Origin of the sequence: Psychrobacter sp. AH5, from assembly GCF_040371085.1 — a bacterium.
GTDB lineage: Bacteria > Pseudomonadota > Gammaproteobacteria > Pseudomonadales > Moraxellaceae > Psychrobacter.
Genome location: NZ_JAMBMT010000001.1, coordinates 2,097,952 through 2,114,346 on the forward strand (window position 1 = coordinate 2,097,952; position 16,395 = coordinate 2,114,346).

The 16,395-nt window shown below is 40.6% G+C and carries 15 protein-coding genes; 4 read left to right on the forward strand and 11 right to left on the reverse strand.

Features of this window, described 5'->3' with window-relative positions; genetic code table 11:
• Positions 1–112: 112 nt before the first annotated feature.
• The 4 genes from M0N77_RS08875 to M0N77_RS08890 all read right to left on the reverse strand — a co-directional run bounded on the left by M0N77_RS08875 (position 113) and on the right by M0N77_RS08890 (position 5,466).
• The gene (locus M0N77_RS08875) at positions 113–760 is read right to left on the reverse strand and encodes a hypothetical protein (RefSeq protein ID WP_353104837.1); all 648 of its coding nucleotides are present in this window, start codon (positions 758–760) and stop codon (positions 113–115) included.
• Between the two features lie 251 nt (positions 761–1,011).
• Complete coding sequence (locus tag M0N77_RS08880) at positions 1,012–1,773, reverse strand: hypothetical protein (protein WP_353104838.1); 762 nt, start codon at positions 1,771–1,773, stop codon at positions 1,012–1,014.
• 61 nt (positions 1,774–1,834) lie between these two features.
• Positions 1,835–3,088, reverse strand: coding sequence for a restriction endonuclease subunit S (locus M0N77_RS08885; protein WP_353104839.1), 1,254 nt, complete (start codon positions 3,086–3,088; stop codon positions 1,835–1,837).
• Positions 3,088–5,466 carry a class I SAM-dependent DNA methyltransferase gene (locus tag M0N77_RS08890; RefSeq protein WP_353104840.1) on the reverse strand — a complete coding sequence of 793 codons (2,379 nt, stop codon included), beginning with the start codon at positions 5,464–5,466 and terminating at the stop codon, positions 3,088–3,090. The genes M0N77_RS08885 and M0N77_RS08890 overlap by 1 nt, the downstream gene beginning before the upstream one ends.
• Before the next feature lie 482 nt (positions 5,467–5,948).
• Here M0N77_RS08890 and M0N77_RS08895 point away from each other — a divergent pair, with 482 nt between their 5' ends.
• Both M0N77_RS08895 and M0N77_RS08900 read left to right on the forward strand, forming a co-directional pair.
• Positions 5,949–6,605, forward strand: coding sequence for a hypothetical protein (locus M0N77_RS08895; RefSeq protein ID WP_353104841.1), 657 nt, complete (start codon positions 5,949–5,951; stop codon positions 6,603–6,605).
• 39 nt (positions 6,606–6,644) lie between these two features.
• Positions 6,645–6,938: a contact-dependent growth inhibition system immunity protein gene (locus M0N77_RS08900; protein ID WP_353104842.1), complete on the forward strand. Its 294-nt coding sequence runs from the start codon at positions 6,645–6,647 to the stop codon at positions 6,936–6,938.
• Between the two features lie 403 nt (positions 6,939–7,341).
• On the opposite strand, the gene M0N77_RS08905 is transcribed toward M0N77_RS08900, so the two are convergent.
• Positions 7,342–7,956, reverse strand: a complete 615-nt coding sequence (locus M0N77_RS08905; RefSeq protein ID WP_353104843.1) for a YceI family protein — start codon at positions 7,954–7,956, stop codon at positions 7,342–7,344.
• A 368-nt stretch (positions 7,957–8,324) separates the two neighbouring features.
• Positions 8,325–8,687: a hypothetical protein gene (locus M0N77_RS08910; RefSeq protein ID WP_353104844.1), complete on the reverse strand. Its 363-nt coding sequence runs from the start codon at positions 8,685–8,687 to the stop codon at positions 8,325–8,327.
• Positions 8,688–8,722: 35 nt separating this feature from the next.
• Here M0N77_RS08910 and M0N77_RS08915 point away from each other — a divergent pair, with 35 nt between their 5' ends.
• Entirely contained in the window at positions 8,723–9,553 is an 831-nt protein-coding gene (locus M0N77_RS08915; RefSeq protein WP_353104845.1) for an NAD-dependent deacylase, read from the forward strand.
• Between the two features lie 55 nt (positions 9,554–9,608).
• Here M0N77_RS08915 and M0N77_RS08920 read toward each other — a convergent pair whose 3' ends face one another.
• The 5 genes from M0N77_RS08920 to M0N77_RS08940 all read right to left on the reverse strand — a co-directional run bounded on the left by M0N77_RS08920 (position 9,609) and on the right by M0N77_RS08940 (position 13,898).
• Positions 9,609–10,613 carry an adenosine deaminase gene (locus tag M0N77_RS08920; RefSeq protein WP_353104846.1) on the reverse strand — a complete coding sequence of 335 codons (1,005 nt, stop codon included), beginning with the start codon at positions 10,611–10,613 and terminating at the stop codon, positions 9,609–9,611.
• A 48-nt stretch (positions 10,614–10,661) separates the two neighbouring features.
• Positions 10,662–11,186: a TPM domain-containing protein gene (locus M0N77_RS08925; RefSeq protein ID WP_353104847.1), complete on the reverse strand. Its 525-nt coding sequence runs from the start codon at positions 11,184–11,186 to the stop codon at positions 10,662–10,664.
• A gap of 118 nt (positions 11,187–11,304) precedes the next feature.
• A complete protein-coding gene (locus tag M0N77_RS08930; RefSeq protein ID WP_353104848.1) occupies positions 11,305–12,483 on the reverse strand; it encodes a TPM domain-containing protein in 1,179 nt (392 codons plus the stop codon).
• Positions 12,484–12,538: 55 nt separating this feature from the next.
• A complete protein-coding gene (locus M0N77_RS08935; protein WP_353104849.1) occupies positions 12,539–13,234 on the reverse strand; it encodes a TPM domain-containing protein in 696 nt (231 codons plus the stop codon).
• A 52-nt stretch (positions 13,235–13,286) separates the two neighbouring features.
• Positions 13,287–13,898: a LemA family protein gene (locus M0N77_RS08940; RefSeq protein ID WP_353104850.1), complete on the reverse strand. Its 612-nt coding sequence runs from the start codon at positions 13,896–13,898 to the stop codon at positions 13,287–13,289.
• A gap of 729 nt (positions 13,899–14,627) precedes the next feature.
• On the opposite strand from M0N77_RS08940, the gene M0N77_RS08945 reads away from it, so the two are divergent.
• A complete protein-coding gene (locus M0N77_RS08945) occupies positions 14,628–16,178 on the forward strand; it encodes an alanine/glycine:cation symporter family protein (RefSeq protein WP_353104851.1) in 1,551 nt (516 codons plus the stop codon).
• Positions 16,179–16,395: the final 217 nt, after the last annotated feature.

Consider the following 16,395-nt stretch of genomic DNA (forward strand, 5'->3'; position numbering starts at 1 on the left):
AAAGCGCTTATAAATAACTACTGCCAATAAGATACTATTCACCTCCAGTCCCTGATTATTGAGACTAGAGGCGAGTAAACTGACCACGAAGGCTTGTAAACTTTAACGGAAATTATGCCTTAAAACTGTTTAGAAGTGCCTCGCCTTGTTTTTTATTTAACTGCACCATTGTTCGCATGAAGTTAAAATCTGTTTTAGTGACATCTTTCATTTTTCGTGCTGATAGAGCATTATCTAAACGGATAAAATTGTTTAGCTTACGGGTATAACATTCTGCTACTTCACCATGGTGCTCTCGTTTATCTAAATAAGCATCAGCGTTGCCATAGCCAACTATGCCATGACCGCTTTGATAAAGGAAGACGATATCGCCTTCCTTTAAGCGTTCTATATTGTGTTTCCAATCACCATAGAATGCTGAAGCTTCACCGTTTTCTAGCATTTTATAATGATCATTTTCATCGTTAGTGAAGTTAGTATTGAGTAGGAAAAACCTTTGTTGCTCTTGTTGATTGTCTTTAGTAGTGATTAATGCGTCGTCATCATTCTCTTTAGCAAGTTGTTTTTCTAGTTCTTCAATACCGCCTTGTATAAAAGTCTCTATTAGACTAGAGCGGGTAACGGTCTCAGAAGTAAGGGCTGATACTGTTTGTGAATACTCATCCAACTTATTAATTAGCTCAGGCTTAAGGCGCAATGACAATACCTGTAAATCACCCTTATGGTTCAATAAATTTTTAATACGACTAGATGTGGACATGGTTGACCCTCAATTATTGGTAAGAGTCACCATCATATTGTAATTCTACAAGTATTACAACACGTATTACAAAATAGTCGATATATAAATATGAAGTAAAGTTCCTGCTGTATTACTCCTATAGAGTATCAGGCACTCGCTAACCTCCCGCATAAATCTTACCCGTAACAGCAGCAGATATTAAAGCGGTGCGGCATACTTGCACGAGTTGGGCGGTTTATTCGGCTTCATTAAAAAACGTAATCCAAGTTTTACGGCTCATCGCACATCTGCTTAAAGCTTTTACCAAATAATGTTTTATTCAGTTTTTGCTGATTACTAAACACTTCATCAGAGTCGGCATGATAGACCTGATCATTGACGCAATTACCAAAACCAAAAGTAACCAAGTTTATCTTGGCGTACTTAGTAGGGTTGCTGGCTTTTTCTTCCTGATAGCGCTTGGTAGCCAAACTGCGGTAATACTTACCACCATCGTCTGTGATATCTGCTTGTTCTTGAATTTGCTCTTCAACAAACTGCTTCCATCTATTTTGCACAGCCGTTTCATTCTTTAATAACGGCTCAATATAAGTTTTACACATTTGCGGGCTTTGCTTGAGTGCCTCACTGGGATTCAGATATCCCAAAATCGTCAATTTATTTTGTTCATATTCGCCGTCAATAGACTTGACCAACTCTTGCTTATAACCTTTTGCTTCAGGCACCACATCAAGTCGTTCAATATTATTCTTAACTTTTATATATTCTTCAGTAAGCTTGTCTAAGTCTTTCATCGATAACTTGTCTAGCGCGTCAATATCCATCGGTGGAAAAAAGCTATCTAGATTTGATCTGGTTAAGCTTTCTAATACTAAATGTGAATTCTTGATTTGCTTAGCGGTATATTTATTACTGTCAAAGTCACCCTGCATACTGCAAAAATCATCTTGCCATTTATAGGTCTGTGCTTGGGCGATGGTGGTCACGGCCATTGATGCTAATAGAGCTGCTACGGTAACTGCTTTCATCATATAACTCCTTTTATTGATTTTCTTTTATCAAACGCAATATGCGCTTAATCTCTATTTACAGCTACTCAGGCGCTCGCCAACCCCGCACATCAATCTTACCCGTAACGGCGGCGGAGATTAAAGCAGTGCGTCGTTCTTGCATGAGTTGGATGTTGTACTCTGACTTTTTGATCAAATTATCAAATTGATTATCCATTTTTTCAATTTTTTTAACTATTAGGTCTTGCTCTTTTTTTGAAGGTAAAGGCATAAAAATACGACCTAACTCATCAAAATAAAGTCTCAAACGCATCTCCATTATTCCTCTAGACCATCGCTTAAACTCCATATTAGCTAATTTAGTTCTAAACAAATAATGATAAAACTTAGAATTAATATCTTTTGTTGCTCGCAAAATATCATACGCTGGACTAGTAACTCCCTCATAATCCGAATAGCCTACTGCACCCATCCAAGCCAATAGTTTATTTACAACTATATCCCCTTTCTCTACTTTCCAGTACCCATCAGTCGTAGACGCTTTATTCCCTTTCTGCTCTAAATCTTTACGAGGACGAACTCCAATCGCTGTATAAACCGATAATAACTCATAATCGTTATTTGAAGGTGCTGGCTCAGCAACTAATTTAAAAAATCGCTTTGCAGGCATAATATCCCAATGCTCCGGCACGTCCCCCAACCACTCCACGCCCGAATCTTTCATCGGTGCATCAGGGTTCAAGCCTTTAGTCACGGCATGACTGATGACGGCTTGGCGCTTTTCTTTTAACAGTTGGATAAGGGTTTGCTGTTTTTCGATTAAGGTATCGATTTGGGCGGTTTCATGGTCGAGGAATCCTATAATTTTTTGTTGTTCTAATATCGATGGAGTAGCCAATCCAATTTCTGCCATCTCATTATTCATGATTTTGGCACCATTTGTATCAGGTCTTTTATAAAACTGTGCAGCATACTGAAGTGCATAATAAATAAAATCTAAGGAAGTTAAATTACCTTTCAACTGCAACGTTCCACAAACATTCGTACAGTTATGTTTTCCTGATCTAATAAATATGGTTCCAGCATTTGCACCATCTGTTGTCCAAGTTAATTGATCACAATCAAAATCAAAAGAGTTTATATAACCCAAGCAGCCATTATTTTGAGTTTGTGAAGAATATACAGGATAGAGACCATCAACCATCAACTCTTCTTGCGCAATGACTCTTCCTCGACCAATACTAAAAAGATATTTAACTTTTTTGATCTCCCAGTCATAAGGAATACTTTCGAAACCCAAGGTTTGAGTGGCTTTATAATCGTTATATATAGCCATTACGAATGCACCTCACCCAATAACTGCATAATCTCGCTACTAACCGCATCCAAATCTGCATCAATCTCAGCTAGCGGACGCGGTGGCTCATACACATAGAAATGACGGTTAAACGGTATCTCAAAGCCCACAACGCCAACCTCTTCATCAATCGCATCTACTTTGTCCGCATTGATCCACGCATCAGGCACATGCGGCTGTACTTCACGGGCGAAGTAACTTTCAATCAGCTCAGTGGTCGTCACTTCAGGATTAAGTGGCACGTTTTCATAATCACGTAAGTCGCTATCTGTTTGGAACTCAACTATTTTGGTCTTGCTGGCAGGATCGGTGCTATTTTTGGAACGATAAGTAAACGCACCATAAAGCGGACTGGCAACCTTGACCGCTTTTTTGATGACGGGTTCTGCTTCAGGGTTTTTCCATGTGATAGCATCCATCAGCTGCTTTTTCTCTTTGGTGTCTAAGCTAATCTCAGCGTCTTTTAACGCTTGCTTAAACACTTTTTCAAACTCATTAAAGTCATCGAATTGGTTTTCACCTATCGCGGCTTGCAAGGCTTTGGCTTTATTCATGATCTCAAGCTGATCTCGCCATACTTTAGAGTCAAGCACGTCTTTGATTTGCTTTTCTTTTAGCTCAGAGAAGTCCGCCTTAATCATCGCACGCGCTTCTAACGTGACCGCCGATAAGTCGCCATAGCTATCAGTCGTCCAATTACCACCAAACGCCTCATACAGCGCTGGCATGACCATATCGAATGGTTTAGGTGCATAACGTAGGGTCTCTAACGCGTTATCTGACAGCTGAGCCGATAGACGTAGCGGCCGCTCAATGGTGATACGGCGATAGCCAAATTCATGGGTCTTAAATATCTTACTGGCGAAGGTCTTGGCAGGTTCAGTTTTTGGGTTGGCAGACTGACGGCCACGGTTAGATTTTACCTCATCAACCTTATCGAGTACGCGCGCATCAACCACTTCAAAGTTACCGAAGCTTTTGGTAATGGTCTTGATATCGTCATCATTCATCTCATTACGCTTAGAGCCAAGAGATTTACGCATCTTGCTATATAGGTTACTACCATCAATCAATTGCACTTTGCCGCGGCGCTCAGCGGCTTTCTTATTGCTTAATATCCAGATATAAGTAGCAATGCCCGTGTTATAAAACATATCGTTTGGCAAGGCGATGATGGCCTCTAGCAAATCGGCTTCTAAGATATAACGGCGAATCTCACTCTCACCACTACCCGCGCCGCCCGTGAATAACGGTGAACCATTTAAAATGATACCGATACGGCTGCCTTGATTACTGTTTTGAGTACTGCCGTTATCTGTCGCTTTATCATCACCAGTAATCGGACGCATCTTGCTAAGCAGATGCATTAGGAACAATAGCGACCCATCAGACACGCGCGGCAAGCCAGCCCCAAAGCGGCCGTCAAAACCTTTTTGTGTATGCTCATCGTTGATCTCGCCTGCTATTTTTTTCCAGTCCACCCCAAACGGCGGGTTAGATAGCATGTAGTCGAACTTCTCAACCACCAGCTGATCATTGGATAAGGTATTACCCAGCTTAATGTTATTCACCTCTTGCCCTTTGATCAGCATATCGGCTTTACAGATGGCATAAGACTCAGGGTTTAACTCTTGGCCATAGGTGCGCATGACTGCGTCAGGGTTGAGTTCTAGCACATATTCCATACCAGAGGATAGGAAGCCGCCCGTCCCCGCTGTAGGGTCATAAATGGTGCGAATAATGCCATCTTTGGTCAGTGCGTCATCATCTTCCATAAATACCAATGAGGTAGTCAGGCGCACGATATCGCGCGGGGTAAAGTGCTCCCCTGCCGTTTCGTTTGAGCTTTCAGCAAAGCGGCGGATCAGCTCTTCAAACACAAAGCCCATTTCATGATTGGAGATAGTCTCAGGACTAAGGTCGGTATTGGCGAACATCTGCACGACTTTATACAGCAAGTTAGCATCAGCCAATTGACCGACAAACTCTTCAAACTTGAAATGCTCAAATATCTCACGCGCGTCTTTAGAGAAAGATTGCACGTAAGTATTGAGGTTATCCTTGATGTCGCTTTGACCCATCTTGCTGAGATCCATCGGCGAGATATTATAGAAGGGGCGTTTGCTGGCACGTATCAAGAACTTCTCTTGCGCTTCCTCAGGCAAACCCATCTCAGCGATACGCTGGCTCTCAGCGACCACCTCTGCCTTAGTATCTTCTAATACGCACTCTAAGCGGCGCAATAGCGTAAACGGCAGAATGATGCGACCGTACTGAGATTGCTTAAAGTCACCGCGTAATAGGTCAGCGACAGACCAGATGAAAGCCGCTGTTTGAGAGAAGTTTTTGGTCGTCATAGGAGAGTCTTATTATTTGAGTCTGATAAAGGAAAACTTATAAGGATAAACCAAAATATAGGAATACCGATAAAATACTTGGGATTATATCAGTTCCATAGGTGAGTTGCAGGCATGGCAGGTAATAAGAATAGAACTTTGTTGCATACAAAAGGTAGTTAGGAGAGAATGCGATGTGTAGGAATGACACAACAATAACTACAGTATTAAAGCATGCCAAATTATTATTTTTTAAAGTTAAGCGGCAATAATAATTTAACTCTATATACCCATATTTCGCTCATTGTTGCGCGCCCTAGAGGCCATTTTCGCGCGAAAAACACATTATTTAAAAAAATATAGCCAATTAATACAACGGCTTACAAAATACGCTGATTTTTATGGCGCGAAAAAGTGCAATTTTGCGCGCGATAACGCGCACATTTGTGCTATCACAAGTATATTGGTTCATCATCTATTAGAAATTAGGTTAGAAATACTACATGAAAAATATTGCTCTTGTCCTACCTCTGACAATCGCCCTTTTATTATCGGCTTGCAATAATGCCAATAATCAGACTGATAATAGCCCTAATGATCAAGCTTCAGAAAATATTGATACTTTAAGTAGTGATGAAGTAATCCTTCCAACACCTGAAAAAACTGAAGAAGCGCCTCAGATTAAAGATGAAATAGTTAATAATGATAGTCATAAGAAAGATATTATTAAATTTTTGTATCGCGATGCCGTGCTTTCACTTAAAAACGATGATACAGCTGAAGAGTTAGACACACTATTCGCTTACGCAGATAGAGATTTACAAAATGCTATTGCTCTTGTTAAAGCGGATTCTATGAATACTTATGATGGCTATGCTGATGAAATTTCAGACTGCAGTGAAGTTCGTTATATCTTGAACTTAAGCGTGGGGAACGGCTATTCAATAGATGAAGCGGCTGATGTAAAATATAAGGTGCTAGATAATGGTAATGTGCGCGCTAGTATCTTGCTTGAAGGTGATGAAGATATCGCAGACAGTGACTTTAACAACTATAAGGACTTTTCATTGAAGTGTTCTGATGAAGGCTGTAAGATTACTGATATGCTTGATAGTTATGGAGACTCCGCATTGCAAGCAGTAGAATTAGCTTGCAGATAAAGAATAATAAGTTAGCGAAGATTCTCTACAGAAGACATTATGATAAATACATTTATATATCTAATGAACGCCTACTTCTATCAAAGTTGGTGGGCGGAGTATTCTGATACCAAAGTGAATGACGCAGATGTAATCATTCACTTTGCAAGTAAGGAAAATTTAGAGACTTTAAACAGCTTAGTTCAAGATCTTGAATATATAATAGAGAACAATCTCGCAAAAACAACTTTTGAAGCTAACAGCTTTGACTTCAACCCTTTACTATATGGTTATTCTAGTGAGCAAGTATGGGTTGAGTCAGCTTATAAGATATTAATTGCTAAAATCAGATAACTCACTTTCATTAGCATAATTATTTTGTAAACAGCTAAGAGTAACTTACCACGTTATAAGCCAAGAGTAACAACTACAAAATGTTGTTAAATCCGTTGTTAAAATAATTTAAAATATATTCGAATCCTTTTAAATTAAAGGGTTACAGGTTTATGATTGACTCCCGCCGAGCGCACCACTATTATTATCCTGTTCTCTCCTTCCTTTCTCTCAAAAAACTCACATCTTTACACATTCCCTATAAGCTCTGGTAGACGATGCCATGATTGCCGCTCTCAACCTTTTTATTGTTAAATAAAAAATACCAGACTAAGTTAGATACTCAATCTGGCATTTACTATACCTTTTAGGGCTTAGGCTTTAGATAGTCTCTATCCCTTAAAAGATAATTTTAGGGAATAAATTACTGCGATTTTAGATCTGCTTTTTTGCTGCCTTCTACTTGCACCACTAGTTTGATGTCTTTCATCATACCGCCGGTGGTATAAGTGTCCATACCCCATTTGGTTCTATCGATAGTGGTTTCAAAATCGCCGCCACAAGCCTCGACACCTAAAACTGGGCTATCATAACAATTGAACTTGGTGGCGATCAAAGTCACAGGGTGTGTTTTGCCCAGTAAAGTCAAATCACCCGTAACCGCGCTCACTTTATCACCATTAAACTGCCAGTTCGTTGACTTAAAATAAGCGGTTGGGTATTTTTCTACATTAAAAAAGTCAGCTGATTTTAGATGATTATTAAAAGCTTTGAGACCAGTATCTAAGCTGCCCATAGGAATAGTAATACCTACAAAACCCTTTTGCTCTTTAGGAGCGTACTCAAGCATACCTGATAGGTTATAAAAACCGCCTGCATTGGTAGAAGTACCAAAATGATCGACAGTGAAGCGTACTGCCGTATGTTTAGGATCAAGCTCGTAAGTGGCCGCGTGAGTGGTAATACTGAGCATAGCAAGGCTGCTAATAGCGGTAATGGCAATAACGCGATTTGCTTGTCTAAAGACTTTTAAAGTCATTATAAGTCATCCTTTTATTAAGTAAGTGATAGGGCGATAGTGATTTAAAGAATAGACCTTAATTATTAACTCGAAGATAACTTTTGATTGACCACTTTTTGATTGACTACTTAGTTATCTTAGTTATTACATTAGGCTTATCTAGCACTAGCTAATACTAGCAAAAAATCATGTTCTTTGATGTAAAGTGTTAGCAAGAAATGTGTACTTTCGTTTGTTAGCACTCTGCATACACAAAAACGCAAAAGTAGCTCACTTATCGAGATATCTTAACACCTACCTATCTTAGTATATTTATTAGGGTTTTATAGTTATCAAAACCAGAACATATATTTGCTATAAACGCCACCAATCTATTTATTATGACTTTATTTGGCATTCTCTAAACTTACCGCTATCAACTCACGACTAGGGACACGGTGATAATTGATAACAGCAACATCATCTAATAGGCGCTGACCGGCCGCTAGCTGTTTATCGATAGTAATCATTACTATCTTTTTTCCTTGTTTGGTGACTAGCAGATGATTGGTCTTTCGCGTTACTCGATAATCAGGAAGATGTTTTTTTATCAATAGTGAGGTTTTTTGTAGCGCATCGTTGCTTGGTAATTTTTTATCAGCGCCACCCTTTTGTTGCGCTGCTACTTTTGCGCCGCGCGACTTCGCTAGCAGCCATAGAGCCACAACTACGCTTAGCAATATGACAAGCCACCAAATTCCGTCTATCATAAAGAGAGTTATCCATTATTAATGAGGGTTAAGTTATGGTAGCAGAATTATCAACAAAATTAGTAGCACAAGTTGAGCAAGCAGCAAAGTTATTACGCTCAGCTAAGCAAGTTTGTATCTTAAGCGGTGCTGGTATCTCGGCCGAGAGTGGTATTCCAACTTTTCGGGATAAGCAAACAGGGTTGTGGGAGAATTTTAGCGCCGAAGACTTAGCTAGTCCTACTGCTTTTGCCCGTGACCCAAAACTGGTATGGTCATGGTATCAATGGCGACGCGAGCTAGTGCAGGATAAAGCTCCTAATCCGGCACACCGGGCGCTAGCAAAATGGCAACAAGGGTTAGCTTTAAAAAATCTAGCCTCAAAACAGCGCCTCACTTTAATCACCCAAAACGTTGATGACTTGCATGAGCAAGCAGGCAGCGAAGCTATTCATCTGCATGGGCATCTATGGCGCAATCGCTGTAGCCAATGCGATAGTGTTTTTGTAGAAAGCTCAGCAAATAACGAAGAAACCAAGAATGCTGTAGAGAAAATAAAGCGCTTTAGTGATGAATTGATAGCCTGTCCGCAGTGCGGCGGTTATATCAGGCCTGATATTGTTTGGTTCGGAGAGTCATTGCCAGTAGAGGCTTGGCAACAAGCTGAAGAAGCCGCTGCCAATTGTGAGGTGTTTATAAGTATTGGCACCTCAAGCTTGGTTTATCCTGCGGCCGGTCTGGCGCAGCTTGCCAAACAAAACGGCGCCAAGATTATTGAGATAAACCCCAATCCTACGCCAAGTACCGTAGTGGACATTACTTTAGCGGCCAAAGCAGGAGCAGTAATGCCATTATTGGTGAGCACATTAGAGCAGTCAAAAAGCTAATGACAAAGTTAGTGATATAAAGTTAGTAATACAAAGTTAGCTAAGCTTAGAGTATTTAAGTACATGAAATAGCAGCATCTACTTTGGCCAAATATTCTGCTTTTAACTGATCATCAATAAAAGCTGCCTTAAAGGAATTACGGACTAAAGTAATAATATCCTCTGCTGATAAGTCAATATTCTCATATAAGTTGATAAAATTTTGATTGACGTAGCCTTTGAAATAAGCAGGGTCGTCAGAATTGACACTGACGTTTAGACCGTAGTCTAATAGCTGCTTGATATTATGCGCTTGATAGTTATCAAATACTTTTAGCTCGATGTTAGAGTTTGGACAGACGGTAAGCGGTATTTGCTCCTGTTTTAACCTAGCCATCAGCTCTGGGCTATGAATAGACTGTACGCCATGATCGATTCTTTGAATATTTAACAAATCAAGCGCTTCATATATATAGCTAAAGTCGGCCTCCTCGCCAGCGTGAGCTACCAGTTTAAAACCTTCCGCTTTAGCTTTTTTGAAGACCGCTGCAAATTTTGAAGGCGGGTTACCAATCTCAGCCGAATCAAGGCCGACACCGATGATATCGTCTTTATAAGCTAAGGCTTGTTCAAGAGTCTCAAAGGCTTGTTGCTCTGAGAGATGACGTAAAAAGCACATAATAATACAAGAGCTAATGCCGTATTGCTCTTTAGCATCGCTAAGCGCTCTTTTGATACCACTGATGATAGTGTCAAAAGCAATACCTCGAGAAGTATGGGTTTGTGGGTCAAAAAATATCTCAGTATGAATGATATTATTCTCAACACACCTTTTAATATAGTCCCAAGTCAAATCATAAAAGTCATCTTCGGTCAGTAAAACATTGGCCCCAGCATAGTAGATATCCAAAAAAGTCTGCAAGTTGGTAAAGTTATAAGCACTACGAACTTCCTCGACGCTATTATAGGGAATGGCTACGTTATTTTTGTGAGCGAGCCTAAACATCAATTCAGGCTCTAAAGAGCCCTCAATATGGAGATGCAGCTCGGCTTTTGGCAATCTTTTTATCAGCTCAATCATCTTATCTCAACCTTGTTTTATACCTTATAAAGGCTTTATCCATACTATCTATTTTAAAAAGACGACCGCATCAGATAACTCATTGCCAGCGGGATCATGCTCAAGATGGTAGTATTGACGTAGCAGTTGCCCGACCTCATCGAGTAAATCTGACAAACTTTCCTCGACTTTTTTATTAGCGATACCAGCTACCGCTTTGTCACACATCGCTCGCCAAACGGTGGGACTAACATGACCACTAATACCGCGATCAGCGATGATATCCAAGCTTTGTTCACAGACGTTGACATAAATTAGCACGCCGGTGTTCTCTTCGGTATCCCACACACGGTAATCACTAAACAGCTCAACAGCTCGGGCGCGCGCATCCGTATAGTAGGCGGTTTGAATAGGCAAAGCATTTTCTATAATCAAAAACACCTCTCCGCGATGACCCTTTTCAGCTTCGGTGACTTTTACGGTCAAACGTGTTCTAGCCTCAGCGGTTAGCCATCTACTATGAAGCACGGGTACAAATATGACTTGACGCCATAAGCGAGCGAAACTTGCCTGTGACGAGTTGTTTTGAACCATGCTTGTCTTTCCTCAAATATACTATCGCGCTATGAATAAGTACCAAATCGATAAACACTGATTAAATTAAGCTCACTGCCAAACAAGCTCTTTTTTATAATAGGTAAGCGACTTTGAGTTACCAAGAGCCGCCAGCGCCGCCGCCACCAAAGCCGCCACCGCCGCCGCCAAAGCCGCCACCACCAAAACCACCGCCGCCGAAACCGCCACCGCCGCCCAGACCCGGTAAGAACACCATACCGCCGCCGCCCCCTCCTCGTCCGCCACGACCACCGCCGCTGCCACGAGAAATCAGGAACAACCATATAAATATCGCCATGATGACAGTCATAAAAAACCCACCACCCAAGGCTAAAGATCCAGCAAAAAACCCGCCCGCGGTCAAAATAGAACCAAAAACACGGCCAAATATATTAGTAATAAAACTACCAAAGATCATCGCCATTATGAATAAGAAAATAGGTGATGGTAGCTCATCCGATCCTTGTTGAGCACTGCGCGCTTCGGCTTGAGCATCAGCTTGCGCTAATATCTCTGGATCCGCTTCTAGGCGTTGTTGGATTTTATTTAATCCAGCTATTAACCCGGCGCCATAATCGTTTTGCTTAAAGTAAGGGGTGATATCCTCTCGAATAATGCGATTAAGAGCTGCATCAGGTAATACCCCTTCTAAGCCATAACCGGACTGAATATATATATCACGATCATTCACCGCTACCAATATAAGCAGACCATCATCAGTATCGGCCTCACCTAATTGCCATCTCTCAGCGGCTTGAAGAGAGTAGTCAAAAATAGGAACTCCGTTAGTCGTCGGCACTATCACTACTGCCGCTTGTGCTAGGCCCTTACGGTAAATTCCTTGCAACTGTGCTTGCAGGCGCTGCTTTTGTTGCGGATTTAAGATATTGGCCTGATCAACTACTGGACTATTAAGAATGAGTTTATCAGCGTCAACACTGGCAGCGGTAGATTGAACTGGTGGTAAATTATTAGCTTGGTTTTGATTAGTAGTAGCGCTATTATCCGTATTTACCGAATTTGGATTAATAGCCTCATTACCAAGTATAGCGTCATTGATGGCTTCGTTACCCAGCACCGCCTCATTAAGCGCTTCGTTATTCTCACTAGCTTTGGCAATAGCTACCAGCTCTTCCACACTACGATTGCTTTGTAAACCGTTAGCGTCGTCAGCAGTAGCCACAGCGACATCATTCTGCGCGGCATTGGATGCAGTGGCAGTAGCCGCGCTGAGGGTAACTAATAATGCTGTAGCTATTGCTCTTGAGTTATTCATCTGATCTATTTTACCTAGTGTTTTAGTCTAATAAACAGTTTACTAGAGCTCTATATTAATGAGACATCCTGATGCTATCAACTAATGAATCAATGCCTGCTGATAGTCCTGTTACATAATTTCCCTTTTGGAAATGGGGTGTCATGTCCTTATCGATGACACTAGCAACACGCTCATCTGTTAGCTCATCTTCGATATCAAGACCGGTTAAAATATAAATCTGGCGGTCATTAAGTGCCATTAATATTAATAGTCCGTTATTGTTCTCAGAACTCCCCAGTTGCCAACTTTTTGCCACTTTCATCGAATAATCAAAAATGGGTGTATCTTGTGTAGTTGCAACAACGACAATTCCTATTTGTAGCAATCCTTCTTCATAAATCTCACGCAATTTTTCATTCAAATAAGTAAGCTCAGCCGTGCTTAAGCTATTAGTAAAATCATTAACCGGATGCTTAAGCTGTTTGCTTAAAGCTTCTGGTGTAATGTAGGTTTCTGATAAGTCCTTATCAACAAAAGAAGGTTTAAGTACCTCTTTAGTTGTTGAAAGGTTTTCTGTTGAAGTTAGCTGACTCCTTGTTGAGTAAATTTCTTTTTCAGCAATTTCGCTTTTAAACGGATCACTATAACTTTTGGCCTCTTGAACTATTACATCATCATGATTACAAGCACTTAAGAAAAACTGGCTTACTAATAAAGTAGTAAAAATAAAACCTTTTCCAAGCCTTAGATTTTCACGCCATAACTTCACTAAAACCTACCTTACTATTTGAAAATAGTTAATTAGCGGTTTTTGCAAACAGCTACTCACCAAAATTAACTTCAGGTGCTGTGGAAATAGCGTCTTCATTGTCGACCGTAAAGTTCGGCTTGGCATCCATCCCAAATACCTTGGCGGTAATATTGGTTGGAAATTGACGCACAGTAGTATTATAACCCTGCACTTCTTGAATATAGCGGTTACGAGCTACAGCAATACGGTTTTCCGTGCCTTCTAATTGCGCCTGTAAATCTTGAAATAAAGCATCAGATTTTAGATCAGGATAGCGCTCTGAGACTGCCATCAGTCTTGATAAAGCACCAGTGAGCTGGGACTGCGCCTCAGCGTAGCGCTCCATTGCCTCAGGATCATTCAATAATTCAGGCGTCACCGTGATACCGCCTGCCTGCGAACGCGCTGCCGCCACTTCCGTGAATATCTCTTGTTCTTGATCGGCATATTGCTGTACTACTTTTACCAAATTAGGTACCAAGTCCGCTCGGCGCTGATACTGGTTGACAACCTCCGACCAAGAGGCGGTAACTTGCTCATCTTGAGCCTGCAAGTTGTTATAACCACAACCACTTAAACTTACAGCAGAGGTTGCTAATACCGCTGATAACAGCATGGGTTTAAGGATAGATTTACGTGTCATCTCTATTTCTCCAAAGAGTAAGCTTTAATAATAAAGCATATAAACTACTATAATATAGTTAATATAAGGTTATGGTGCTAATAATGGCAACATCATAGCCGTTTTACAATTGACCGTTACTAAAACACAACCGCAATATTATTAGTAACCCTCGATAACATAAGGGTTTTTTCTACACTCAATTATGGATATCAATACAACTGATCTTGAGATTTATTATTAATCATCAATTATTATTTTTATGCAAAAAATAAGTTATGAGTTAAGAAATATCTAGTAATTTGCCAAAAACTGTGGCAAATTGCTGTTACGCAGCCGTACGGTTGACATACATTTAGCAGTATATTTAGTACTATGTAGAGATAGTCTGTTACAAACACTAAATATTTAGAGTATAGTTATTAAGTCATTGGTTAGTACTGATGGACCCGTTATTTTATTTTATGATGTTTTAAAACATTAGCTTATGATATTTTAAGTCATTATAAAGTGATAAAACTGCTATATTATAACAACCAATACGGCAAAAGGAATTGCACCGCAGCTTACTAGCTTCTTCAAATATTTACCTAGAGGTATTAATAGAGTGAGTAAGTAAGATTAGCGGGTAAACACAGACAACTAATATCCATACTCAGTAGTCAATTTAATAGAAGCACTAATTACTGTTAACGGTCATGCCGCTTCTTTTATTATTTTCTCTGCTGAGGACGTTTGAGGAATATAGATATGGAAGGTTTAGTCAATCTAGTAAACGGAATTATTTGGAGCCCAGCGTTAGTTTACCTCTGTTTGGGCGCAGGTTTATTTTATTCTATTATGACGCGCTTCGTACAAGTGCGTCTTTTTGGTGAAATGATTAAACTACTCTTCACTGGTAAGTCTAGTGCTGATGGTATTTCATCATTTCAGGCCCTTGCCGTCTCTCTAGCGGGACGTGTAGGTATGGGTAACATCGCAGGGGTTGCCGCTGCTATTGGTTTTGGTGGCCCAGGCGCGGTATTTTGGATGTGGGTAGTAGCCTTTTTAGGCGCTTCAACCGCTTATGTCGAAGCCACATTGGCACAGATTTACAAAGAAAAAGACGTGGTGACCGGCGAATATCGTGGTGGTCCTGCTTATTACTTTGAGCGTGCCCTAGGTCAAAAATGGTACGGTATTATCTTTGCCATCTCCTCTATTTTAGCTTGTGGTATGTTCTTACCAGGCGTACAGGCTAACGGCGTTATCAATGCTTTTGCTCAGGTTATGGGTGAAGGTACAGTTATGAATATCGGCAGCCTAGAAGTTGGCTCTATGCGTCTAGTTGCCTTAGGTATTATCCTTTTTGTATTAGGGGTCATCATCTTTGGTGGTATTAAGCGTATTGCAACCTTTACTGAGTACGCAGTCCCTTTTATGGCGCTAGGTTATATCATCTTAGCTCTAATTATCATGTTCTCTAATCTTAGCCTGATCCCTGATGTATTTGGCATGATCGTAGGTGACGCCTTCACAGCTCAAGCAGGCTTCGGTGCTGCTATCGGTTGGGGTGTAAAACGTGGTATTTACTCTAACGAAGCTGGACAAGGTACAGGCCCTCACGCTGCTGCTGCTGCTGAAGTTGAGCATCCCTCACAGCAGGGTCTAGTACAGGCATTCTCAGTCTATGTCGATACCTTACTAGTCTGTTCGGCTACTGCCTTTATGATTTTATCTACTGGTATGTACAACATTCAAGGTACTCTACCAGACGGTCAATTCATCGTACAAAACGTGGCCGCTACTACTGAGATTAACGCGCCAGCCTTTACCCAAATGGCGATGGAATCCGTCTATGGTAATTTTGGTAATACCTTTATTGCAATCGCGGTATTCTTCTTTGCCTTTACTACTATTTTAGCTTATTACTATATTGCTGAGGTGAACGTAGCTTACTTAACTCGTTTCTTAGGCCGTAATGCTAATAAGACAGGTTTATTCTTAGTCAAAGTACTAATTATGGTTATGGTCGCTTATGGTGGTCTTAACTCAGCAGGTTACATCTGGGCTATCGGTGACATCGGTGTAGGCTTGATGGCTTGGTTAAATATCGTTGGTATCTTAGTTATCTTTGTTGTAGCACGTCCGACGCTTACTATGCTTAGAGACTATGAAGCGCAGCGTAAAGCTGGCGTAGCACGCTATAGCTTTGATCCAAAGAAATTCGGTATCAAAAATGCGCCTTACTGGGAAGAGCGTCATCTTAAAGAGCAAGAATTGCTTAAGCAAGATGCCCTTCGCAAACAGCCTAGAGTATAAGTCTAACTAGCAGAATTTTTGCTAAAGATGATTTGCTCTTTTGATAAAAACTCGCAGCTTAGGTTGCGAGTTTTTTTATTTTTGCATTCACCTCTTAGCCAGCTAGTTTAGATTAGTAAGTTTATATAGCTCTACTACAGCTCTACTACTGATTAGTATTCACTTATTGATACTCACCAGCTTGGCTACTTTATCTTCATCCACAAAAAAGCCCAGC